The 20,225-nt window shown below is 40.9% G+C and carries 25 protein-coding genes; 10 read left to right on the top strand and 15 right to left on the bottom strand.

The features are described 5' to 3' along the window. Nucleotides 1–44 precede the first annotated feature (44 nt). The 5 genes from NSS80_RS05230 to NSS80_RS05210 all read right to left on the bottom strand — a co-directional run bounded on the left by NSS80_RS05230 (nucleotide 45) and on the right by NSS80_RS05210 (nucleotide 6,524). Entirely contained in the window at nucleotides 45–623 is a 579-nt protein-coding gene (locus NSS80_RS05230) for a TetR/AcrR family transcriptional regulator (RefSeq protein ID WP_041117030.1), read from the bottom strand. A 175-nt stretch (nucleotides 624–798) separates the two neighbouring features. Next, nucleotides 799–2,211 (bottom strand): protoporphyrinogen oxidase, encoded by a 1,413-nt coding sequence (gene hemY, locus NSS80_RS05225; RefSeq protein ID WP_041117028.1) that lies wholly within the window; start codon nucleotides 2,209–2,211, stop codon nucleotides 799–801. Nucleotides 2,212–2,233: 22 nt separating this feature from the next. Next, nucleotides 2,234–3,172: a ferrochelatase gene (hemH, locus tag NSS80_RS05220; protein WP_024426557.1), complete on the bottom strand. Its 939-nt coding sequence runs from the start codon at nucleotides 3,170–3,172 to the stop codon at nucleotides 2,234–2,236. Between the two features lie 32 nt (nucleotides 3,173–3,204). After that, on the bottom strand, nucleotides 3,205–4,263 hold the full coding sequence (hemE, locus tag NSS80_RS05215; protein WP_111927084.1) for a uroporphyrinogen decarboxylase: 1,059 nt from the start codon (nucleotides 4,261–4,263) through the stop codon (nucleotides 3,205–3,207). 125 nt (nucleotides 4,264–4,388) lie between these two features. Then, nucleotides 4,389–6,524 (bottom strand): PBP1A family penicillin-binding protein, encoded by a 2,136-nt coding sequence (locus tag NSS80_RS05210; protein WP_252050314.1) that lies wholly within the window; start codon nucleotides 6,522–6,524, stop codon nucleotides 4,389–4,391. A gap of 127 nt (nucleotides 6,525–6,651) precedes the next feature. Here NSS80_RS05210 and NSS80_RS05205 point away from each other — a divergent pair, with 127 nt between their 5' ends. Then, nucleotides 6,652–7,137, top strand: coding sequence for an antibiotic biosynthesis monooxygenase (locus tag NSS80_RS05205; protein WP_111927080.1), 486 nt, complete (start codon nucleotides 6,652–6,654; stop codon nucleotides 7,135–7,137). Between the two features lie 64 nt (nucleotides 7,138–7,201). Here the strand turns inward: NSS80_RS05205 and NSS80_RS05200 are convergent, their stop codons facing one another. Further along, entirely contained in the window at nucleotides 7,202–7,354 is a 153-nt protein-coding gene (locus NSS80_RS05200; protein WP_224426392.1) for a hypothetical protein, read from the bottom strand. Nucleotides 7,355–7,637: 283 nt separating this feature from the next. Between NSS80_RS05200 and NSS80_RS05195 the strand changes: the two genes are divergently transcribed. Then, a complete protein-coding gene (locus tag NSS80_RS05195) occupies nucleotides 7,638–8,825 on the top strand; it encodes a M20 family metallopeptidase (RefSeq protein WP_176967538.1) in 1,188 nt (395 codons plus the stop codon). A 27-nt stretch (nucleotides 8,826–8,852) separates the two neighbouring features. Here NSS80_RS05195 and NSS80_RS05190 read toward each other — a convergent pair whose 3' ends face one another. From NSS80_RS05190 to NSS80_RS05180, 3 genes are read right to left on the bottom strand one after another with little or no spacing between them, the layout of a single operon-like run. After that, the gene (locus NSS80_RS05190) at nucleotides 8,853–9,560 is read right to left on the bottom strand and encodes an EcsC family protein (protein ID WP_034282199.1); all 708 of its coding nucleotides are present in this window, start codon (nucleotides 9,558–9,560) and stop codon (nucleotides 8,853–8,855) included. A gap of 45 nt (nucleotides 9,561–9,605) precedes the next feature. After that, complete coding sequence (locus tag NSS80_RS05185) at nucleotides 9,606–10,826, bottom strand: ABC transporter permease (RefSeq protein WP_317222121.1); 1,221 nt, start codon at nucleotides 10,824–10,826, stop codon at nucleotides 9,606–9,608. Further along, nucleotides 10,819–11,559: an ABC transporter ATP-binding protein gene (locus NSS80_RS05180; protein WP_046310435.1), complete on the bottom strand. Its 741-nt coding sequence runs from the start codon at nucleotides 11,557–11,559 to the stop codon at nucleotides 10,819–10,821. The genes NSS80_RS05185 and NSS80_RS05180 overlap by 8 nt, the downstream gene beginning before the upstream one ends. A 486-nt stretch (nucleotides 11,560–12,045) precedes the next feature. Between NSS80_RS05180 and NSS80_RS05175 the strand changes: the two genes are divergently transcribed. The 3 genes from NSS80_RS05175 (at nucleotide 12,046) to NSS80_RS05165 (ending at nucleotide 14,359) form a co-directional block, all read left to right on the top strand. Next, nucleotides 12,046–12,474 (top strand): HIT family protein, encoded by a 429-nt coding sequence (locus tag NSS80_RS05175; protein WP_024425457.1) that lies wholly within the window; start codon nucleotides 12,046–12,048, stop codon nucleotides 12,472–12,474. Between the two features lie 159 nt (nucleotides 12,475–12,633). Continuing rightward, complete coding sequence (gene serC / locus NSS80_RS05170; RefSeq protein WP_034282206.1) at nucleotides 12,634–13,713, top strand: 3-phosphoserine/phosphohydroxythreonine transaminase; 1,080 nt, start codon at nucleotides 12,634–12,636, stop codon at nucleotides 13,711–13,713. Between the two features lie 127 nt (nucleotides 13,714–13,840). Beyond that, complete coding sequence (locus tag NSS80_RS05165; protein ID WP_024425455.1) at nucleotides 13,841–14,359, top strand: tryptophan transporter; 519 nt, start codon at nucleotides 13,841–13,843, stop codon at nucleotides 14,357–14,359. A 252-nt stretch (nucleotides 14,360–14,611) separates the two neighbouring features. On the opposite strand, the gene NSS80_RS05160 is transcribed toward NSS80_RS05165, so the two are convergent. After that, nucleotides 14,612–14,803 carry a hypothetical protein gene (locus tag NSS80_RS05160; RefSeq protein WP_041117013.1) on the bottom strand — a complete coding sequence of 64 codons (192 nt, stop codon included), beginning with the start codon at nucleotides 14,801–14,803 and terminating at the stop codon, nucleotides 14,612–14,614. A gap of 128 nt (nucleotides 14,804–14,931) precedes the next feature. On the opposite strand from NSS80_RS05160, the gene NSS80_RS05155 reads away from it, so the two are divergent. Together NSS80_RS05155 and NSS80_RS05150 are read left to right on the top strand one after the other, a co-directional pair. After that, nucleotides 14,932–15,288: a YtxH domain-containing protein gene (locus tag NSS80_RS05155; protein ID WP_024425453.1), complete on the top strand. Its 357-nt coding sequence runs from the start codon at nucleotides 14,932–14,934 to the stop codon at nucleotides 15,286–15,288. A gap of 187 nt (nucleotides 15,289–15,475) precedes the next feature. Next, a complete protein-coding gene (locus NSS80_RS05150) occupies nucleotides 15,476–16,096 on the top strand; it encodes an HTH-type transcriptional regulator Hpr (RefSeq protein ID WP_034282207.1) in 621 nt (206 codons plus the stop codon). Here NSS80_RS05150 and NSS80_RS05145 read toward each other — a convergent pair. Next, complete coding sequence (locus NSS80_RS05145; RefSeq protein WP_041117011.1) at nucleotides 16,074–16,418, bottom strand: YhaI family protein; 345 nt, start codon at nucleotides 16,416–16,418, stop codon at nucleotides 16,074–16,076. The genes NSS80_RS05150 and NSS80_RS05145 overlap by 23 nt on opposite strands. A 232-nt stretch (nucleotides 16,419–16,650) precedes the next feature. Here NSS80_RS05145 and NSS80_RS05140 point away from each other — a divergent pair, with 232 nt between their 5' ends. Next, nucleotides 16,651–17,172, top strand: coding sequence for a DUF3267 domain-containing protein (locus NSS80_RS05140; protein WP_034282208.1), 522 nt, complete (start codon nucleotides 16,651–16,653; stop codon nucleotides 17,170–17,172). An 82-nt stretch (nucleotides 17,173–17,254) separates the two neighbouring features. Then, on the top strand, nucleotides 17,255–17,440 hold the full coding sequence (locus tag NSS80_RS05135) for a hypothetical protein (protein ID WP_072368131.1): 186 nt from the start codon (nucleotides 17,255–17,257) through the stop codon (nucleotides 17,438–17,440). 51 nt (nucleotides 17,441–17,491) lie between these two features. On the opposite strand, the gene NSS80_RS05130 is transcribed toward NSS80_RS05135, so the two are convergent. Both NSS80_RS05130 and NSS80_RS05125 read right to left on the bottom strand, forming a co-directional pair. After that, nucleotides 17,492–17,581 carry a YjcZ family sporulation protein gene (locus tag NSS80_RS05130; RefSeq protein ID WP_017360317.1) on the bottom strand — a complete coding sequence of 30 codons (90 nt, stop codon included), beginning with the start codon at nucleotides 17,579–17,581 and terminating at the stop codon, nucleotides 17,492–17,494. Nucleotides 17,582–17,726: 145 nt separating this feature from the next. Next, on the bottom strand, nucleotides 17,727–17,813 hold the full coding sequence (locus tag NSS80_RS05125) for a YjcZ family sporulation protein (RefSeq protein ID WP_008361129.1): 87 nt from the start codon (nucleotides 17,811–17,813) through the stop codon (nucleotides 17,727–17,729). Between the two features lie 161 nt (nucleotides 17,814–17,974). Between NSS80_RS05125 and NSS80_RS05120 the strand changes: the two genes are divergently transcribed. Then, nucleotides 17,975–18,859 (top strand): peptidylprolyl isomerase, encoded by an 885-nt coding sequence (locus NSS80_RS05120; protein WP_041117009.1) that lies wholly within the window; start codon nucleotides 17,975–17,977, stop codon nucleotides 18,857–18,859. A 53-nt stretch (nucleotides 18,860–18,912) separates the two neighbouring features. Here NSS80_RS05120 and NSS80_RS05115 read toward each other — a convergent pair whose 3' ends face one another. Beyond that, nucleotides 18,913–19,143: a sporulation YhaL family protein gene (locus tag NSS80_RS05115; protein WP_041089925.1), complete on the bottom strand. Its 231-nt coding sequence runs from the start codon at nucleotides 19,141–19,143 to the stop codon at nucleotides 18,913–18,915. A 117-nt stretch (nucleotides 19,144–19,260) separates the two neighbouring features. Further along, nucleotides 19,261–20,208, bottom strand: a complete 948-nt coding sequence (yhaM, locus tag NSS80_RS05110; RefSeq protein ID WP_024425447.1) for a 3'-5' exoribonuclease YhaM — start codon at nucleotides 20,206–20,208, stop codon at nucleotides 19,261–19,263. Nucleotides 20,209–20,225: the final 17 nt, after the last annotated feature.

The following is a 20,225-nucleotide window of genomic DNA, read 5'->3' as shown; positions in this document are numbered from 1 at the left end:
ATGATGACTAAATTTAGAATTTGGTCATTTGAACTTAAAAAAAATTATGGTGCTGCTAAAAGTCCTTTGAGAACATAAAGTTCCAGCGACTCGGCCACCTCTTCTTTTGTTAAAGGCTCGTATCGCTTTTCCCAATCAAAAATAAGTGCAATATATAGTTTCACCATCACAAATGCAGTCAATTCAGGATCACATGGCTTAATGTCGCCTTTATCAATCGCTTCTTTTACTTTCGTTTTGATATAGCGAATGATCATTTGCTCCATCTTCTCAATCATTTCCTTGACCGCTGACGTGCCAAGCTCCGCACTTTCCTGAAAGATTTTGATTGTGAGCTGGTGGTTTTTTCGAAATTCCAATATTGCAAAGAGTGCTAAGTGAAGGTTTTCAGAGAAACTTTTTTCCTCATCCATTGCTTCATCCGCAATTTTCCTCATCTCCATTAAAAGGGATGTGAAAATTTCATCGAACAGCTCTTCTTTGTTTTTGAAAAAGGTATAAATGGTTCCTTTTCCGACGTTGGCAAGCTTTGCCACAAGGTCCATTGTGGTGGCTTTATACCCGAATTGAGTAAATGCCTTCGTAGCCCCGTCTAAAATCATTTGTCTCCTATCAACACTCATGATCTCACTCCCAAAATGACTATTTGAACGTTTTGGTCATTAAGTACAGAAAGTAATATACCACACCCTTTTCCCCGGATGCAACAACTTTGTTCACATTTATGATTCCCAACTCTTTTCGATTGATTCGAACATGAAAAACTCCCTTTCCATGACAGAAAAGGGAGTTGTTTTTTTATGAAAATAGGTAAGATAAAGCTTCTGAAATAGCAGCTTTTCCTTGATCAATACAATCAGGGATTCCGACACCTTCAAAAGCAGCACCTGTGATATAAACACCAGGATATGATTGCTTAAACGTTTCTCGCATGTTCGAAATAGCTTTTTGATGACCGACGTGATACTGCGGCATGCTCGTCTTCCAGCGAGTCACTGTCGTCAGTTCTGGATCTGCTTTAATATCCATGATTTTTTTCAAATCCTCCAGCACGATGCTGACAATTTGATGGTCTGATTGCTCGACAATTGATTCGTCGCCAGCTTTCCCTACATAGGCACGCAATAGCGTTTTTCCTTTAGGAGCTGTATGCGGCCATTTTTTGTTCGTCCACGTACAGGCTGTAATAGAGAAATCACTGTTTCTTGAGATGACAAAACCAGTACCGTCATATTCATTATGAACATCCTCTTCTTTAAAACCGAGTGCCACCGTTGCAACAGAAGTAGATGTCATATCATGCAAGTACTCAAGCCCTGCTTCTTTTGGAAACATGGAATAGATCGATTGATGCGGAGTTGTCACAATGGCTGAATCAGCAAAAAGCGTTTGACCGCTGTCTAACTGCACACCGTAGCCCCCATCTGTTTTTTCAATCTGCTGCACTTTTGTCCCTTTATAAATCGTTGTCAGCTTGAGCTTGCTTTCTACTGCTTCAACAAGCGCTTGCAGTCCTTGATTGATCGTTTGGAACTGCCCTTGTCTTTTCGCTGTCACTTGCTGCGCTTTCGCATGCTGCTGTGATTTTTTCATCCCAAGAATCAAACTGCGATGCTTTTGTTCTGTTTGATAAAACTGCGGGAAGGTGGACATTAAGCTGAGACGGTCAATGTCACCTGCATAAATGCCTGATAGAAGAGGTTCGATTAAATTCTCAACTACTTCATCACCGACACGTCTTCTAAAAAATTCACCGAGCGACTGATCTTCTGTTTGCTTGCTTTTTGGCAAGACGAAATCCATTGCGGCTCTCGCTTTTCCTGCAACTGAAAAAAGACCGGTTGTGATGAATGGGCTGATTTGAGTTGGAATACCCATGACAGCGCCTTTTGGCATCGGGTGAAGAGTTTCATTGACTAGTACATATGCCTGCCCTGTTTCATTATTGACGAGCTGATCTGCGAGACCCACATCCTTCGCCAGCTGCGGTCCACTGACCTTTCTTTCTAAAAATGAATCAGGTCCACGTTCAATGATGTAGCCGTCTTTATATAATGTTTGTATTTTTCCACCTAGCCTAGGGCTCGCTTCAATAAGAGATATTTGAATGGGAAGACCTTTTTCTTCGACTTCCTTTTCCAAATAGAAGGCGGCGGCTAAACCAGTGATGCCACCGCCAATGATGACAAGGTGTTTTTGATTGTCATGCATAGGATCGCCTTCTTTTATATAATTACTTGCTTTCGTCAAGCTTCTTTAATACGACAGTTGCGAGGGCATCAATAAATGCTGGTTTCGCATTTGGCATTTCTGGACGATAGTAGGCTGCACCGATTTCATCTGTCACGACTTTACATTCATAATCGTTGTCGTATAACACTTCAAGATGGTCAGCGACAAATCCAACAGGCACATATACGAACGTTTTATAGCCTTTTTGTTCGAATAGGTCCCGTGTTAAGTCTTGAACGTCTGGTCCAAGCCATGGATCAGGCGTGTTGCCTTCACTTTGCCAGCCAATTTCATAATGTTCAATTCCTGCACCTTCTGCAATCATTTTGGCAGATTGTGCGAGCTGATCAGGATATGGATCTCCTGCTGCAATAATCTTTTCAGGAAGGCTGTGTGCAGACACAATGAGTACGGCTGATTCTCTTTCCTCTTCACTCATCGATGCATACGTATCCTTCACTTGTTTCACCCAATAGTCCACAAACTTCGGCTCATCGTACCAGCTTTCCACAGACGTAATCTTCAGATTGCCAAGCTTGTCTGCCTCATCTTGTGCACGCTTGTTATACGATTTCACGCTAAAGGTTGAAAAATGCGGCGCAAGAACAATACTCACTGCTTCTGTGATGCCGTCCTTGTGCATCTCTGCAACTGCATCCTCAATGAACGGCTCAATATGCTTTAAGCCAATGTAGACATGAAATTCAATGTCGTCTTGGATGTCGTTCAAATGATCACACAAACCATTTGCCTGCTGTTCGGTAATTTTTGATAAAGGAGAAATACCGCCGATTGCCTTGTAGCGATCCTTCAAATCTTGCAGCATCTCTGGCTCCGGCTTTCTGCCTCTGCGGATATGTGTATAATAACGCTCAATATCTTCTTCTTTATATGGGGTGCCATATGCCATGACAAGAAGTCCCATTTTCTTTTTCTCCACAACCAACACTCCTTCAGATCATTTGAAATAGTTTAGATGGATGATTTTTTATGTTTCGCTGAATAATCGTGAATAAAATCTGTCAGCTTCTTTAACGTATCTGGTGAAACATCTGGAAATACCCCATGACCTAAGTTAAAGATAAAGTGATCTGATTTCATTCCTTGATCTAAAATAGCTTTTGCTCTCTCTTCAATGACTTCCCAAGGAGCAAGTAAAATGGTTGGATCAAGGTTCCCCTGTAACGTTTTTGTGAGCCCTTCTTTTCTTGCTTCGTCTACACTCATACGCCAATCCAGTCCAACCACATCAAGCGGCAGGTCATGCCAGTCTTTCGCTAAATGGCTTGCACCAACTCCATACATGATCATTGGGACGTTTTCAGACTTCAGCTCTGTGAAAATTCGCTGCATGACAGGCTTAATGAATGTCCGGTAATCTGCTGCATTTAAAGCACCAACCCATGAATCGAAAATTTGAAATGCACTGACCCCGGCTTTTACCTGCGCGCGTATGTACGTAATCGTCATATCAGCTAACTTGTTCATAAGCAGCATCCACGCCTCAGGATCACTGTACATCAGTGCCTTTGTTTTATGATAATTTTTAGATGGGCCGCCTTCAATCATATAGCTTGCCATCGTAAATGGTGCGCCAGCAAAACCGATAAGTGGAACATTCAGCTGCTCCTTCGTTAAAAGCTGAATGGTATCAAGCACATATGGCAGGTCTTCTTCAGGATGAAGTTCCCCAAGACGTTCGATATCTGCTTTAGATCGAATCGGTGCATCAATCACAGGTCCAATTCCATTTTTAATTTCTACGTCCACTCCAATAGCCGGAAGCGGGGTCATAATATCTTTATATAAAATAGCGGCATCTACACCATATTGTTCTACAGGAAGTCTTGTTACATAAGCACATAACTCTGGCTGATGCGTAATTTCAAATAGCCCGTATTTTTCTTTAAGGGCACGATATTCAGGCTGTGAGCGTCCTGCCTGTCTCATATACCACACTGGTACATGGTCTGTTTTTCCCCCTTTACACGCCTTTAAGAACGTGTCATTAAAAACCTTCGTTTTTCCCATTACCTTTCATTCCACCTTTCGCCTTATACTCTCTTTTTGTACAAGGCTCAAACCTGCTTTTACTATACCGTTTTTTCAAGGCACGGTATACTAAAGCGGCTCAATGTTCAAAAAATCGCCGAATATTAACGTCCAAAAGCCTCTGGCTTGACATATGGACTGCCTTCGCCTTCTTCTTGCGTTTGGGTATTATATGGAACAACCTTATACTCTGCATTTGAAAATACATTGGCATACGGCATTGTATAGCTGCCCACGCCTGTCACTGTGTCGATCAGCGTCTCGCTTCCATTTCTCTTTTCATAAATGCGGTATTCAACGCGTTTATCCTCTTGATTGTCCCAAGACAGCTCTAATGTAAACAATCCTTTGATTTTAAACGCATAGCGGGCTTCAAATCCTGATAGTCCCTCTAAATGGATAGGCGACTCGAGCTCTTTTATCCCCTCTGGTTTTTCAAACGTTTCATTGGTGATTTGAGCTGCTGTTAAAATATCTTTAAACAGCTGCACCGGGAATTGACTGCCGCCGGTTAAATAGTGACTGTTATCGGTTTTGTCATACCCCATCCAAATCGCACCCGTTGTACTAGGCGTATAGCCGGCAAACCAGGCATCCTTTGTTGCACCTTTCACACCTGAATATGTGGTCGTACCTGTCTTACCTGCTAAATCTCCAGCGTATGAACCGCTCTGGGCTGTTCCGCCTTTGACGACTTGCTGAAGCATTCTTGTCATATTCCAAGCATTCTGCACGCTAAACACTCGTTCTTGCTTACCACGATTCTTTTCTACAGTTTCTCCTTCATCATTGGTGATTTTCTGAATGAAGAAAGGCTTTTTATATACGCCTTCATTTGCAAATGTATGGAAGGCTCCAGCGATCTGTAATGGGGAAACTCCTTTTTCTAAACCGCCAAGCGCCATGGCTAGTCCTTTATCCGAGATATCTATCCCCATTTTCTCAAGATATGATTTCGACGTGTCAATGCCCAGCTTGCTTAACGTCCACACAGCAGCGGTATTTTTACTTTTCATGAGGGCATCCACCATTGTGACCCTTCCTTCATACTGCCCATCGTAATTTTTTGGTGAATAGCCGTCATAGCTTTTTTCTTTGTCTTCAAGCAGTGAATAAGGTCTGAATTTTTTCTCCTGCATTGCCGGGCCGTAGACTGCGATCGGCTTAAAAACAGATCCCGGCTGTCTAACAGCTGTCACCCTGTTGTAGCCTCTCGCCTGATATTCTCGTCCACCGATGGCTGCTTTCACTCCACCAGACTCGTTATCAATGAATACGGCGCTGCCTTCCGGAGAACCGCTTTTTCCCGGGAAATAACGGTTGTTCTTCATCGCATCATAAGCGTTTTTTTGCAGATTCATATCAATCGGAACTGTAATGGTATAGCCGCCTTGAAGCAATTGTTCATGCGAAATGGCATACTCTGATTCTGCTTCTTTAATAATGAGATCAACATAGCTGTCCACCCAAGGTGTTTCTGATTTCTTTTTTAAATGAATGCCTAGTGTTCTCCCTTTTGCTTCTATTGTTTCTGTTGAAGACAAATATCCTTGTTCATTCATTAAATTCAGGATGGTGTCCCGCCTCTGTTTATTTTTATCAGGGTGTAAAACAGGCGAGTAAGAAGATGGTGCCTTTGGCATCGCAGCGAGTGTGGCACCTTCGCTGACCGTTAAATCTTTCACATCCTTACTAAAATAATAATTGGCTGCTGCCTGAATACCATAAACACCATGGCCAAAGTATAGCTGATTCAAATACATCTCAAGCAGCTTATCCTTTGAATAATCTCTTTCTAAGTTAATGGCAATAATGACTTCTTTTGTTTTTCGAAGAAAGGTTTTGTCATTTGTGAGAAAAATATTTTTTGCGAGCTGCTGGGTAATTGTACTGCCGCCCTCTACCTTCCCTCCTGCTAATATATCTCGATAAACCGCCCTTGAAATAGACTGTGCATCAATTCCGTGATGCTCATAAAAACGCTTGTCCTCAACAGCCACAAAAGCTTTTGCTACTTTATCAGGCACCTCTTTTAATGACACAGGGTCCCGATTTTCTGAATACATGCTTGTGAGTTCTTTTCCATTCTGATCAATGATTTTGGAGGAAGCGTGAAAAACAAGCTTCTTTTCATCTATGACATAATGTCCTAAAAATAAAATCGTCAGATAGCCAATAAATGAGAGTACGATTGTACTTCCTGCAATGACTAATGGAATGATTATCTTCTTTTTCTTCAAATTAGGTCACCTCATTCCTTTATACGGATAGTATGGGATGTATTGCTTCATAATATGTTTTATGGATTGACTGCCAAAGAATTATATATCATTCTTTTGTTATACTATCAAGCAGGAGGCGGTTTAGATGAATTTCTATATTACATATGGAACAGCAGATTTTTTGCATAAAATCGCAAAGAAACACCATCTGGAAAATCTGCTTTATATGGTCGGAAAAGAACAAGCAGCTCTTTTTCATGAAACGGAGGGTGAGACTGTATTTAAAGCCCCTCATGCCTATGATGTGATTTATACGAAAGGCGCGCTTGTCCAATCTGGTTTCGTCACCTTGAATCATATCCCTGTTAAGCTTGAAAGCAGAGCACTGTTTGAATCCACCTTTCAGAAAAAGACGAACATCTCAGAACATCAGCGCGGCTTCCAGGCTATTCGCGTTTTAAGACCTAAAAAAGATGAAGAAGTTTATTTGATTTTGACACTTTGGGAATCAGAGGACTTATTTCAAGACTTTCAAGAATCAGAAGCATTCTTTCAGCCACACGAGGATACAGGCTCCATTTTCTCTCGTCCAGCTTACCTCACATCCTATCATGCCGTCACAGACAATTAAGGAAGTGCTGCTCTCAGCACTTCTTTTTTTCATCAAAAAAAGCCCAGTCGATGGGCTCTTCATTTTATGAGCTTGATTTCAGCTCGTACCGATGAATGATCGGCTGAAGCACATAGAAATTCAGCAATATCCAACCTAATAAGACCGGCCACTTCAACATAGGTGAAGCACCTTTCAATTGAATCAGCAGCACCAATAGTGGAATCAAGCAGATCATGAAAAAACTCATTTTTGAGAGAAATGTTTCTTTAATTTGATGCCGGCAGCTTGGACACATCATCATTTTCGTATGTGATAAATGAAATTTTTCGACGAAAGAAAATGTTTTTGAACAATTTGGACAGCTTCCCAACGCTACTCCTCCCTTTCCCTGCTTCATATCAACTTCGACTTTTATGTAAAATGACCTTTTGCTACTGACCACGAAATCCTCTTCTGTTGAAAGATTCTAACAATTACCATACAATCAGTAAAAGAGCATGAAGGAGGTTTTCGATTCAATGACAATATCCACTTTACAAAAAAGCATCAATGAACGTCTTGATGAACATTATGAGGAAATGGTTGAAATTAGACGCCATCTCCATATGAATCCTGAACTTTCTTTTCAGGAAGAAGAAACAGCCGCTTTCATCGCCAGCTACTATGATACATTACAAATACCTACGCGCACCAAGGTGGGCGGTCATGGCGTACTCGCTTTTATTGAAGGAGCTTCTCCGGGACCAACCATTGCCCTCAGAGCTGATTTTGATGCACTTCCCATCCACGATGAAAAAGATGTACCTTACAAATCAACAAAGCCTGGTGTGATGCATGCGTGCGGTCACGATGGGCATACTGCGACACTTCTTGTATTAGCAAAAGTCTTGCATACGCATCGTAATCAATTAAAAGGAAAGATCGTCCTCATTCATCAGCATGCGGAGGAATATGCTCCCGGCGGTGCAAAACCAATGATTGAAGACGGCTGTTTAGACGGTGTCGATGTGATATTCGGTACGCACCTTTGGTCTTCAGAGCCTTGTGGCACGATTCTTTATAAAAGCGGGAACTTTATGGCAGCGGCCGATCGTTTCTCCATTCAAGTCCAAGGGAAAGGCGGACACGGCGCTCAGCCTCATTTAACAAAAGATGCCGTACTCATCGGTTCACAAATCGTCGCAAACCTGCAGCAAGTCGTTGCACGTAAAGTCAATCCGATTGATTCTGCTGTTGTTTCTGTTGGAGGTTTTGTAGCAGAGAATGCCTTTAACGTTATTGCAGATTCAGCTGTTTTAACTGGTACTGCACGATCCTTTGAAGAAAGTGCACGGCATATTATCGAACGAGAAATTGAACAGGTGGTAAAAGGGGTATGCCAGATGCATGATGCTGCCTACACATATGAGTACGTCAGAGGATACCCTGCTGTCAAAAACCATCCAAAGCCGACGGAATATATTGCTGGCATCGCAAACCAGACAGAAGGTGTCACAGAAGTAAAAGAAGCGGAAACCCAAATGGGCGGAGAAGACTTTGCTTACTACCTTCAGCATGTCCCTGGTACCTTCTTCTACACAGGCGCCATGCCGGAAAACAGCCAGGACGTGTATCCACATCATCATCCAAAGTTTGATATCAACGAAAAAGCAATGCCTATTGCAGCAAAGGTACTCGCGAACGCCGTTCTTTCCTACAATGAATAAAAAAAGCCGCTGTCATCAGCGGCTTTTCTATATCATTTCTTTCAATATTCGCAAGTGAAACACATGGCGTGCGACCTCTCCGAGCTGTCCTGTCAGCTGATGATTCGCCACCCCGCCAACAGCGGCTCCGACGACCGGCATTAATTGAAACAGCTTTACAAGATCAATGTAATCTCGATACTCCTGCTGAAAGCTGTACCAATCCATTTCCTCGCGGCTCGTTTCCCAATCATCTATGATCTTCATCATTTTTTGACGATGGGCACTGCTGGAAAAGGCGAGCTGAAATATACAGAGCAAAAAGAGTCTTTCCTCCTTTTGAGATAAATCAAAGCCATAAATACACGCCAGCTCATAAAGGCATTTCATCTTTATGCTTAACAGCAGCGGAAAGTCTGCCATTCCGAGGAATAAACCGCCTGCACCTGTTCCAACCCCTTCGATAGCAGCCGCCTTTTGGTAATACTTCACTTTATCCTTTGCCAGTTCATTTCGTTCTACAATAGATAATTGTTCATCAATCACTGAAAATGAAGTAAAGTGTGATCCTGATACGGTGGATTCAACCATTGTTTTGACTGCACTTGTGATGACTTGATGAAACCTCGCAGGAATTCGGCGGTTCACATGCTGCTGAACTCCTTTTGAAAACCGTTCGATCTTTGAAGGTTTTCTTAAAAAACGTGTTTGAAAAAGAATGGCTTCTTCATACAACTCCCGTTCAGCTGCATTCATCCGGTCCCCTCCTTGATGTCATCATACGCTCGCTGTAATCTCCACTTATCTCATCTTTTTTAACCTGCTTTGTACGTAAGGCTTAAAGAGGACAAGCACAAATGCTAAAGAAATGAGAAAGGCCAGTCCGCTTCCCTGCCAGCCTCCCGCTGGAAGTACCGCACAGCTCAGCAAGATTGATTGGATGATCAGCACATTACGGACGAGAACAAAAAAGCTTCGATCCTTTTCTTTTTGAGAAACTGGATAAAGTGCCTGTAATGAAAGATGAGCAAAGTGCTTCGTTAACGGCACAAGCTGTACACCTGTGATAAATACTGTGAACAAGACTAGTAACGCACCCACCCAGCCTGCTGCACCTGTATACAAAATAATCAGGACAAACACGGCCGTTAATCTAAACACCAGACCAAAATAATCATTTGAGCGTACAAACGCCCTCACATACATATAAGAAAAAGTTTTACGCTGATCGTAAGGAACAAACATCATAAGCCAATCCATGTATGCTCTTCTTTTCACCTGTTTCTTTAAGTGAGGCACATCTGTAAATAAGTTTGCCAAACGATAAAAGCGCTGCTTCCGTTTTAATTCATCAGATATATGCATTTCCCATTGAAAGGGCTGTTTTTTCACTGCATTTGTTAAGTAGACGAGATATACACCATAGATAAGATAAAAAACGATTGCAATCGCATAGGCTTCCTGTAAGACGGTGTAGATCAACATCACATTTAATAGAAAACGAAGAGCTGCATCGAGCCTTCTCACGTGTTTTCCTTGAAAATATGTGATTCTCCATTGAATGGCTGTATTCAGGCCCTTTATTAAAATCATTTGCGCCAGTATCAGCACATATCCCGTGATGCCTCCTGAAGACACCGCCGAATAAAGCGGAAGTGCGACAATGGATACAGCAATGAGAGGAAACAGCTGAGAAATGAAGCTAAAGTTAAACGCTTGTTTTAGGTAAGGCTCCATCTTCCCTTCCAAAGGAAGCAAAAACACGAGATCGGCTTCTTTAATCAACGTACGTACGTATGAGCTTGTAAGTACCAATGAGAAAACAACTGCCATCACCCAGTAAGATGGGAAGTGAGCCGGAATATGTTTAAGCCAGCTGCTGTACCAGCTTGCTCCGCCTGCAAGGAAAAAAATGAGCACAATGACAAGATGATCGTTGAACATGTATTTTAAGTATTTTCTTGTTTCTTGTACGTGTTCCTCTAGTCTTGATTTCCAAATGGTTTGTGTTGTTTTACTCATAGCTTTCTTCCTTTGTTAATTCCAAATAAAGATCATCGAGTGTCGCATCTCTCATATTGAACTGTTCTCTCAGCTCTGCCAGCGTTCCTTTCGCTCTGATTTCCCCTTCGTGCAAAATAATAAAGGAATCACAATAGCGTTCAGCTGTCGCCAAAATATGCGTTGACATCAGGACACTAGCGCCATTTTTCTTCGCAGCATTCATCCGTTCAAGCAGTGCATTGATCGCAAGAGGATCAAGCCCTAAAAACGGTTCATCGATGATATACAGCTCTGGTTCCACAAGGAATGCACACATAATCATGACCTTCTGCTTCATTCCTTTTGAAAAATGAGCAGGGAACCATTTCAGCCGTTTCTCCATTCGAAATTCTTTCAGCAATGATGGCAGGCGTTCGTCTAATTGTTCCTTTGATAGACCGTAAGCCATCGCTGTCAGCTCTAAATGTTCTTTTAACGTTAATTCTTCATATAAAACAGGTGTTTCAGGAATAAATGTAAATTGTGAACGATACGCCTCTTGGTCGTCTTGAAGGGTTCGTCCATTCAATTCAATGACACCTTTATGCGGTTTCATGAGCCCGATAATATGGCGGATGGTTGTACTTTTCCCCGCCCCGTTTAAGCCAATGAGACCGACGATTTGATTTCTTTCTAATTCAAATGAAATATTTTTTAGAACGGGATTCTTCGTATATCCACCCGTTACATCTTTTACAGTGAGAAGGGACATGAATTCGTTCCTTTCTTTCTTTTTTCCTTTATAGTAACAAAAACGAATGATAATTTGAAATGTTTACCTATAGACGAGTCATGAATAAAAAATAGGCGCTTTGGTCATCATAATGTATGTAGAAGAAATGAACTTGATGACCAATAAGTAAATGAGGTGTTTGTTAAAGGCAAAGAACCGCATGACAAGTTGGTTTTTCATCTAAAAACCTTAGCTTCTGTTTTGCTTCACTGATTCTTGATTTTTGTGTCCTATACAATATGTATACGACAAACCAAAACGTCAAATGAGGTGTTTACGGCAGAAATAGCAGGCATATGAATTCTTTATTTCAGTAAATAAAGAATTCAAAAGGCATTCGAATGAAAGCATCAGCATTTCTTCTGCAGGAGCAGGATGAGCGACCAAAGGAGTTCGCTTGTCCTGTTTTCTTTTTTGCTTCTTTTTGTGATACGATAAAGGAAAAATAATGAGGAGTGACATGGCGTGAGCGACTGCATTTTTTGCAAGATCATTGATGGAGACATTCCATGTGCAAAAGTATATGAAGACGAGCATGTATTGGCTTTTCTTGATATCAGCCAAGTAACAAAAGGACATACCCTTGTAATCCCGAAAATACATAAAGAAAACATCTATGAGATGACACCAGAAGTGTCTAACCACTACTTCCAAGCGATTCCGAAAATTGCAAGGGCGATCAAACAGGAATTTGAACCAATCGGGTTAAACCTCCTGAACAACAACGGTGAAAAAGCCGGACAATCGGTATTCCATTACCATATGCACATCATTCCGCGCTACGGAAAAGGTGATGGCTTTGGTGCCGTATGGAAATCACATCAAGATCAATACACGTCAGAGGATTTAAAAGACATTTCTTCTGCCATCCACACGCGGCTTACCTCATCTTAACAGATGAGGTTTTTCTTATTTTCACCCCTTTTCACCGCTTCCGCCTTTTAATAGTAAGATATTTTGAACGATTCAATTTTTTTGTCCAAATGCTTCAAATTTGTGATAGGATGGTTTTATCTTTTGATCCATTAACGCGAGAAATAGGGAGAGATTGTGATGAAGCGAACGACGAATTTTAATGCTGGTCCGGCGGCATTGCCGCTAGAAGTGCTTCAAAAAGCACAGGAAGAACTTGTTGATTTTAAACAAACTGGGATGTCTGTGATGGAGCTTTCTCATCGCAGCGGTGAATATGAAGCAGTCCACAATAAAGCAAAAGCGCTTTTAGTGGAACTGATGGACATTCCAGAAGATTATGAAGTCCTCTTTTTACAAGGCGGAGCTAGTCTTCAATTTGCGATGATTCCAATGAACTTCTTACATGAAGGCGAAACAGCTCATTTCATTCAAACAGGCGCTTGGTCAGAAAAAGCATTGTCAGAAGCAAAAGGGTTTGGGCAGACATCTGTGCTTGCTTCAAGTGAAGATGACAACTACTCGTATATTCCAGAAGTAGATGCATCCGGTTTAACAGATGGCGCTTACTTACATATCACATCGAACAATACGATCTTCGGCACTCAGTGGAAAACGTTCCCAAACACGTCACTCCCGCTCATTGCGGATATGTCCAGTGATATTCTCAGCAAAAAAATAGACGTTTCTTCATTTGATCTCATCTATGCCGGGGCACAAAAAAACCTAGGGCCTTCAGGTATCACGATTGTGATTGCGCGCAAACGTTTATTAGAGAAAGAGAAAAGCAGCACGCCAAAAATATTAAAATATTCAACACACGCAAAAGCCAATTCTCTTTATCATACACCACCGACTTTTGCGATTTATATGCTGTCACTTGTCCTTGAGCATGTCAAACATGCTGGCGGTGTAGAAGCAGCGGAAAAACGCAATGAACAAAAAGCAGGCATTCTCTATGATACCATTGATCAAAGCGGCGGTTTTTATCAAGGACATGCGCGTGCTGACAGCCGTTCTCATATGAACGTCACCTTTACTCTTCGTGATGATGCACTTACTTCTTCCTTTGTGGAAAAAGCAAAGCAAGAGCAAATGGTTGGACTTGCCGGCCACCGTTCTGTCGGCGGATGCAGAGCATCTATTTACAATGCGGTCTCAATAGAAGACTGCCAAAAGCTTGCGGACTTTATGAAAAAGTTCCAGCAAGAAAATGAGTAAAAAGGCTTTTCTATAGGGAAATAAATTTGTTATAATAACGAGAAATATAAAGTCATGACTCTTGCAATGAATGATGAGCCATATTATTGGAGAGTCCTATAAGAGCTTAGCAGAGGAGAGCATAGAAATGAAAACAAAAGAATTAGTGATTATGTCATTGCTTGCAGCAATGGGAGCTGTTTTGCATACGATTTTCCCGCCCATCTTTTTCGGAATGAAACCTGATATGATGCTGGTCATGATGTTTTTAAGCATCATCCTTTTCCCAAAGGTTCAGCATGTTGTCGTGATTGCGCTAGTGACTGGCGTGATTTCTGCATTAACAACGGGATTCCCAGGCGGACAAATTCCGAATATGATTGATAAACCAGTGACAGCCTTTATCTTCCTAGCCCTTTTCTTATCTTGCTTAAAGATAAAGAACAAAGTGGTGCTGACCGCTGTGTTAACTGCGATTGGAACCATCGTATCCGGCGTGATTTTCCTATCTGCCGCTTTACTGATCACTGGACTGCCAGCTGCATTACCGGCACTTCTTGTGGGCGTGGTCCTGCCAGCAGCCGTGATTAATACCATTGCTATGGTATTTGTCTTCCCAATTGCTCAGTCCATTTTGAGACGTGCAAGAATGATAGAAGTTGCTTAACGAATAACCGAACCTCTTCATGATAGATGAAGAGGTTTCAGATTGTTGATAAAGGCTAAAATGATCTTGATTTTAGCCCTTTGTCTTCTTTTCAGCGTGATAGAAAACCTTTGAAGTCTAGGAAGGACGAGTACTGGCGCGGAGCGAATTTGATATTCGTGAGCACCAGCACGCAGGACTGACAAAGAATGCGAGGGTTTGTCTACACGCTGGAACCTCTTCATGATAGATGAAGAGGTTTTTTTCATGCTTTTATAAAAGAAAAAGGGTCAGCAGCAAAATGAGGAGTGAAATCCCTGCACCAGCCGCACACACAAGTGCTTTTTGCTTTAAGACATGTTTTGGCGGATAAGACCCTGCATACCCAAGCTGTCTTGCATAATGAATAGAACCAACTGTAAAAACGATGCCGATACACATAAAAACAAACAGAAAGACAGACAACCTTCTCCCCTCCCTTTTCTTCAAAAGTATGCTAAAATAAAGCAAGCTATGTATGGAAGTTCAATGAAGCTGATCGTCAGCTCAGAGAGAACATGCGAATGTGTAAAATTTGACTAGAGGTGATTTGAATGGCTAGTGGACGTTCTTTATTAACAGGATTATTTGTAGGCGGTCTCCTTGGAGGTGCGGCAGTGCTCCTGACGACTCCCTCTTCTGGCAGAGATGTGCGCGGAAAAGTGAAAGACGGCTATGACAAATTCGAAGATACGCTGACAAAATTAAAAAGAGATGGACAAGCTTTAAAAGAGCAAATTGTGGAAACAGCAAAAGAAAGCGCAGAGGTGATTAAAGAAGTCGGGTCTGAATTGCAAACATCGATTCAGCAATGGCGCGAAGAAATCAAACCTCATCAGCAGGACTTACAAAAGGAAATTCAAGAGATTGAGGAAAAGCTCAAACAACTGGAGAAAACCTTACAAAACTAATATACTCACAAAAAAATATTCGTTTACAAAAGTGTGCGGGGTGCGTATCCCGCACTTTTTTTGTTGAAAAAAGGTTATTTTGTCAATGTTTTTCATGACTTTTAAAAATTCTTGAATTTTCAGCTTTATTAATCTTTATTTTATTGGCATAATAGAATTACAAGAAAAAGAGAAGTAGGTGAAATGGATGAATCATTCGGAACAGCCTTTCGATGTAAAAGAAGCACTTTTATTCAGTCAAAGAATGGCCCAATTGAGCAAAGCTCTTTGGAAATCCATTGAAAAGGACTGGCAGCAGTGGATCAAACCGTATAACCTAAATATCAATGAACATCATATTTTGTGGATTGCGTATCAATTAAAAGGAGCTTCAATATCAGAAATTGCAAAGTTTGGCGTCATGCATGTATCAACGGCGTTTAACTTCTCCAAGAAACTGGAGGAACGAGGATTTTTAAAATTTTCTAAAAAGTTAAACGATAAGCGCAATACGTATATTGAGCTAACGCCAAAAGGCGAAGAGACATTCCATAAACTACTCGAAGATTATGACCCGGCACGAACTGGTATTGTCAAAGGCGCACAGCCGCTTCATGACATTTACGGAAAGTTCCCTGAGATTTTAGAAATGATGTGTATTATCCGAAACATTTATGGTGAGGATTTCATGGAGATTTTTGAGAAATCGTTTTCAAACATTGAGAAGGACTTTTTGAATGAGCGAGGAAAAGTCACAAAAAAGACTGAGGAACTTGAAAACTCAGCTGAGGCAGCAGAAAAAGCGGCTAAAACAAATCAAATTGTTTAATGATCTTTATAAATTCATTCATTAGCGGCTGAAACAGCCCCTGATCATGCAAAGCAAATATCGTCTCATGAACATCCAGCTTTTCAATTAACTGTCCCGCAAAGAGCGCAAGGAGATCGTCAAACATGACGTAGCCTTGTGCTTTTTGCTTATCCATTTCCTCTGAAAGCTCAGCACAAATACGCTCAATTTCCTCTGCCTCTTCTTTCGATACACGCTGCCTGATCAATAACGCATAATATGGATAACGGGTCATATCGGCTGCCGTCAATAAAAGTTCCATGTAATATTCAAGCTGGCTCATTCGTTCCTCAATACTCATGTACGTTCCCTCTTTCTCTTAGTCCTTCTATTTTAGCCGAAATTACTCATTGACGAAAGAGACGAACCTCCCCCTTCTGTTCTTTTTTCTTGAAAAATCCAAAGTTTCCTCTCTTTATTCCATATGAAGGCACCATTTTATTTTTTTTCATCAAAACCATTGATTTTTATCCTCAGGAAGAGTAAATTATCTTGAGATATTCAATTCGATTTTTAGATTGGAAGGATGAAAAATGAATTGTTGGAAGACCATTAATCTTGAAAAGGATTATGGTTATACGAGAATGATGATTTCAGCCATAAGTCTTGCTATCCTTTTTTTCATTATGGCATTTTTATGTTTTCAACTGACTCATCCTGAAACGCGGCTAAGCAGCCATAACGCACCACTTTTTGCCGTACTCTTACTTGTGACATTGCTTGTCCACCGTGTGGTTCACTTGATCCCAGTGATGAAAAATAAGAAAAAAATGACGCTATTGATGAAACGAAATTGCTGGCAGCGCGTGCCTAAGAAAGTGATGCTTTTTTCACTTCTCAGCCCGTTTTGTGTCATCTCTCCGGTTTACTTTTTGTTAGGCGTGGCGTTTCCTATGTACGCACACTATTTTATCATCATCGCAAGTATACATGCAGGCTATTGTTTGCCTGACTTTTTATTTGCATGGAAGCTGCTCAAAGCACCTAAATCCTGCATCATCGATCAAGCTCAAGACGAGTTTGATATTTTAGTTGACCAAACTTCCTCATCATGAGGTTTTTAAAGCCAACTTCTATCTTTTTCATAAAAAATTTGGTAATGTAGTATGGGAATAGCATAGAGAGGGGGGATCTCCGATAGTTTTATTTTACTTCATCGTCTTTGCCGCGTTTATTGTGTATTCAATAAACAGGCTTACTAATACATTATGCCTTGTCAGAGAGATTCCTGAAGAACGGCAAGATAAGGTGTTTCGCTTTATCAATGTATCGATACTGATCTTACTTATCTCATCATTTGTTGAAATTACCATTTCCATTTAAGATCAAAGCAAAAGCTGCCAGTTTGAGGGCAGCTTTTTGTGTATATTTTCATTAGCAAATCCAAGATGCACCGATGATGATCAATAAAATAAATAATACGACGACTAGTGCAAAACCGCCAGCAAAGACTTCTCCTCCCATGTGAAAACACCTCCTGCCAGTTCTTCCTCTGTTCTAAGCTCAGTGTATGCAGAAAAATAAAAAACGTTTAGGCACCTGTCATCGTTTGAAAAAAGAACCGCCCTCACGCACGGCAGGACGGCTCCCTTCTGTCACAGCGATTTAATTAGTAAAGATATGCTGCACCAACGATGATCAGCAAAATGAATAGCACGACCAATAAAGCAAACCCATTAGAATATCCTGCTCCCATATAATTCAGCCTCCTTTTTGTGATCACTATATGTGTATGTCGCGCGCAATTTTTTGACTAGACGAATGCCCTTCCATTTGCATTTCTTTTTACAGCGTGTCACAATATGTTATGATACAAGCAATGATAAATAAATTGGAAAGATTAGGAGTGTTTTTTGAATGAAAAAAATGGCTTTAGCAGCTGTAACAGCAGTAAGTGTTTTAACTCTTGGCGCATGCAGTAGCGGTGATAAAGATGTGATCGCCACAACAAAATCAGGAGATGTCACAAAAGGAGAACTTTATACTACTCTTAAGAAACAAGCAGGTGGAGATGCTTTAAACCTACTTGTTCAACAAAAGGTTCTTGCTGACAAATACAAAGTATCTGATAAAGAAATTGATAAGAAATTGGAAGAATATAAAAAGACACTTGGTGAAGATCGTTTAAAACAGCTTCAAGATGAATTCGGTAAAGATTACATCAAAGATCAAGTGAAATATGAGCTGCTGACTCAAAAGGCTGCCAAAGCTAACATCAAAATCACTGATAAAGAAGTAAAATCGTATTACGATGACCTTAAAGGAAAAATCCGCGCAAGTCACATTTTAGTAGCTGATAAGAAAACAGCTGACGAAGTGGAAAAGAAATTAGATAAAGGTGAAAAATGGGATGCCCTTGTCTCTGAATATTCAACTGATACTGCTTCAGCAGCACAAGGCGGCGATGTAGGCTGGTTCGCAAAAGAAGGCCAAATGGACGAGAACTTCAGCAAAGCTGCTTTCAAACTAAAAGTAAATGAAATCAGCAAGCCAGTAAAATCCCAATTCGGCTACCATATCATTAAAAAGACTGAAGAACGCGGTAAATATGATGACATGAAAGCGGACTTGAAAAAAGAACTGCTTGACCAAAAACAAGCAGACACAAATGAAATCCAAAACATCTTAAACAAATTAGTAAAAGATGCTGATGTGAAAGTAAAAGATAAAGAGCTTCAAAAAACGTTCAAAGAAAAATCTGAACAGCCTGCACAAAATCAGCAGCCTCAACAAGGCCAGTAATCACAAAAAACCCCTCTGCCGTCATCGTGCAGAGGGGTTTTTGTATGACGAGATTAAGCAATCGAATGATCTTCATGTGCCGCAGTATCCTGCGATCTTTTCACCTGCTGATCCTGACGTCTGCGCTCTCTTTCCTGTTCCATTCGCTCGATAAAAATTTCTCCTTCCTTTTCAATAAAGGATTGATCAATCTCTTGCTCCTCTTTGGCTGTTGTCATTAATTTATACGCACAGAAAATAATGCCGATGATACATGCATACACCCACCACGGAAAAAACAACATTTTTTCATCGCCTCCTTTTCTTAAGGACATTCCTCTCTTCCTTTGTGTTACATGCTTATGCGAAAAGAAGACAAGTTATGAAAAAAAACGCCCGCATAAACGGACGTTTTGACATGATTATTCGTGATGGAAGGTTGGTTTATAAAACGAACGATTCTCAAGTGCAAAAATACGTTCTGTATATTCTCCTGGTTTCACATGCTCAAGCGCACGATCCATCATGTTCATTTTCGCATCTAAATTATCAATATAGTGGAGAATTTCAGCTTCTTTTACCATTGGTGGTTTCGGGCTGCCCCATTCTCCTTTTCCATGATGACTCAGGACTAAGTGCTGTAAAATAAGAATTTCCTCTGAATCAATGCTAAGCTCTTCCGCAGCTTTCGCAATCTCTGTCACCATAATGGAAATGTGGCCAATTAAATTCCCTTCCACAGTATATGTCGTGGAGACTGGACCCGAAAGCTCTTTGACTTTCCCTAAATCATGAAGAATGATGCCTGAATATAAAAGATCTCGATCTAGTGATGGATATAGGTCAACAATGGATTTTGCTAAATGCAGCATAGACACGACGTGGTAGGCGAGTCCAGAGACAAATTCGTGATGATTTTTTGTCGCTGCTGGATAATCAGCAAATTCCTGTCCATATTTCTTCAGCAAATGCCTTGTAACACGCTGAATATTAGGGTTTTTCATATCAAAGATATATTGCATAATCGTATCCATCATATCGTGTTTTGGAATAGGAGCTGTTTCGAGAAAGTCATCAATTCGAATTTGCTCGTTTTCAGCAACAGGGCGTATATTCCTAAGCTTCAGCTGATTCCTCCCGCGATAATGATGAATGTCGCCTACTACCTTCACGATGGTTTGCGGTCCATAGGTGATTTCATCATTCTGCTTTGCATCCCATAGTTTCGCCTCAATATCTCCACTTTGATCTTGAAGAATGAGCGTTAAAAATGGTTTGCCATTACTTGCAATTCCTTTAGTAGATGATTTAATTAATAAATGCAGGTCAACTTGTTCGCCGACATCATAGGTCATGATCCCTTTAGCCATTCAATAAAAGCTCCTTC

Origin of the sequence: Bacillus sp. FSL M8-0350, from assembly GCF_038593345.1 — a bacterium.
Classification (GTDB): domain Bacteria; phylum Bacillota; class Bacilli; order Bacillales; family Bacillaceae; genus Bacillus; species Bacillus safensis.
The sequence above is the reverse complement of the archived record's forward strand: the minus strand, read 5'-3'. Positions and strand labels throughout refer to the sequence as shown.

Coding starts and splice junctions, on each gene's coding strand:
- NSS80_RS05230 (WP_041117030.1), bottom strand. CDS start 623: ATGAGTGTTGATAGGAGACAAATGATTTTAGACGGGGCTACGAAGGCA.
- hemY (WP_041117028.1), bottom strand. CDS start 2,211: ATGCATGACAATCAAAAACACCTTGTCATCATTGGCGGTGGCATCACT.
- hemE (WP_111927084.1), bottom strand. CDS start 4,263: ATGGGAAAAACGAAGGTTTTTAATGACACGTTCTTAAAGGCGTGTAAA.
- NSS80_RS05205 (WP_111927080.1), top strand. CDS start 6,652: ATGAATTTCTATATTACATATGGAACAGCAGATTTTTTGCATAAAATC.
- NSS80_RS05200 (WP_224426392.1), bottom strand. CDS start 7,354: ATGATCTGCTTGATTCCACTATTGGTGCTGCTGATTCAATTGAAAGGT.
- NSS80_RS05195 (WP_176967538.1), top strand. CDS start 7,638: ATGACAATATCCACTTTACAAAAAAGCATCAATGAACGTCTTGATGAA.
- NSS80_RS05190 (WP_034282199.1), bottom strand. CDS start 9,560: ATGAATGCAGCTGAACGGGAGTTGTATGAAGAAGCCATTCTTTTTCAA.
- NSS80_RS05185 (WP_317222121.1), bottom strand. CDS start 10,826: ATGAGTAAAACAACACAAACCATTTGGAAATCAAGACTAGAGGAACAC.
- NSS80_RS05180 (WP_046310435.1), bottom strand. CDS start 11,559: ATGTCCCTTCTCACTGTAAAAGATGTAACGGGTGGATATACGAAGAAT.
- serC (WP_034282206.1), top strand. CDS start 12,634: ATGAAGCGAACGACGAATTTTAATGCTGGTCCGGCGGCATTGCCGCTA.
- NSS80_RS05165 (WP_024425455.1), top strand. CDS start 13,841: ATGAAAACAAAAGAATTAGTGATTATGTCATTGCTTGCAGCAATGGGA.
- NSS80_RS05155 (WP_024425453.1), top strand. CDS start 14,932: ATGGCTAGTGGACGTTCTTTATTAACAGGATTATTTGTAGGCGGTCTC.
- NSS80_RS05150 (WP_034282207.1), top strand. CDS start 15,476: ATGAATCATTCGGAACAGCCTTTCGATGTAAAAGAAGCACTTTTATTC.
- NSS80_RS05145 (WP_041117011.1), bottom strand. CDS start 16,418: ATGAGTATTGAGGAACGAATGAGCCAGCTTGAATATTACATGGAACTT.
- NSS80_RS05140 (WP_034282208.1), top strand. CDS start 16,651: ATGAATTGTTGGAAGACCATTAATCTTGAAAAGGATTATGGTTATACG.
- NSS80_RS05130 (WP_017360317.1), bottom strand. CDS start 17,581: ATGGGAGGAGAAGTCTTTGCTGGCGGTTTTGCACTAGTCGTCGTATTA.
- NSS80_RS05125 (WP_008361129.1), bottom strand. CDS start 17,813: ATGGGAGCAGGATATTCTAATGGGTTTGCTTTATTGGTCGTGCTATTC.
- NSS80_RS05120 (WP_041117009.1), top strand. CDS start 17,975: ATGAAAAAAATGGCTTTAGCAGCTGTAACAGCAGTAAGTGTTTTAACT.
- NSS80_RS05115 (WP_041089925.1), bottom strand. CDS start 19,143: ATGTTGTTTTTTCCGTGGTGGGTGTATGCATGTATCATCGGCATTATT.
- yhaM (WP_024425447.1), bottom strand. CDS start 20,208: ATGGCTAAAGGGATCATGACCTATGATGTCGGCGAACAAGTTGACCTG.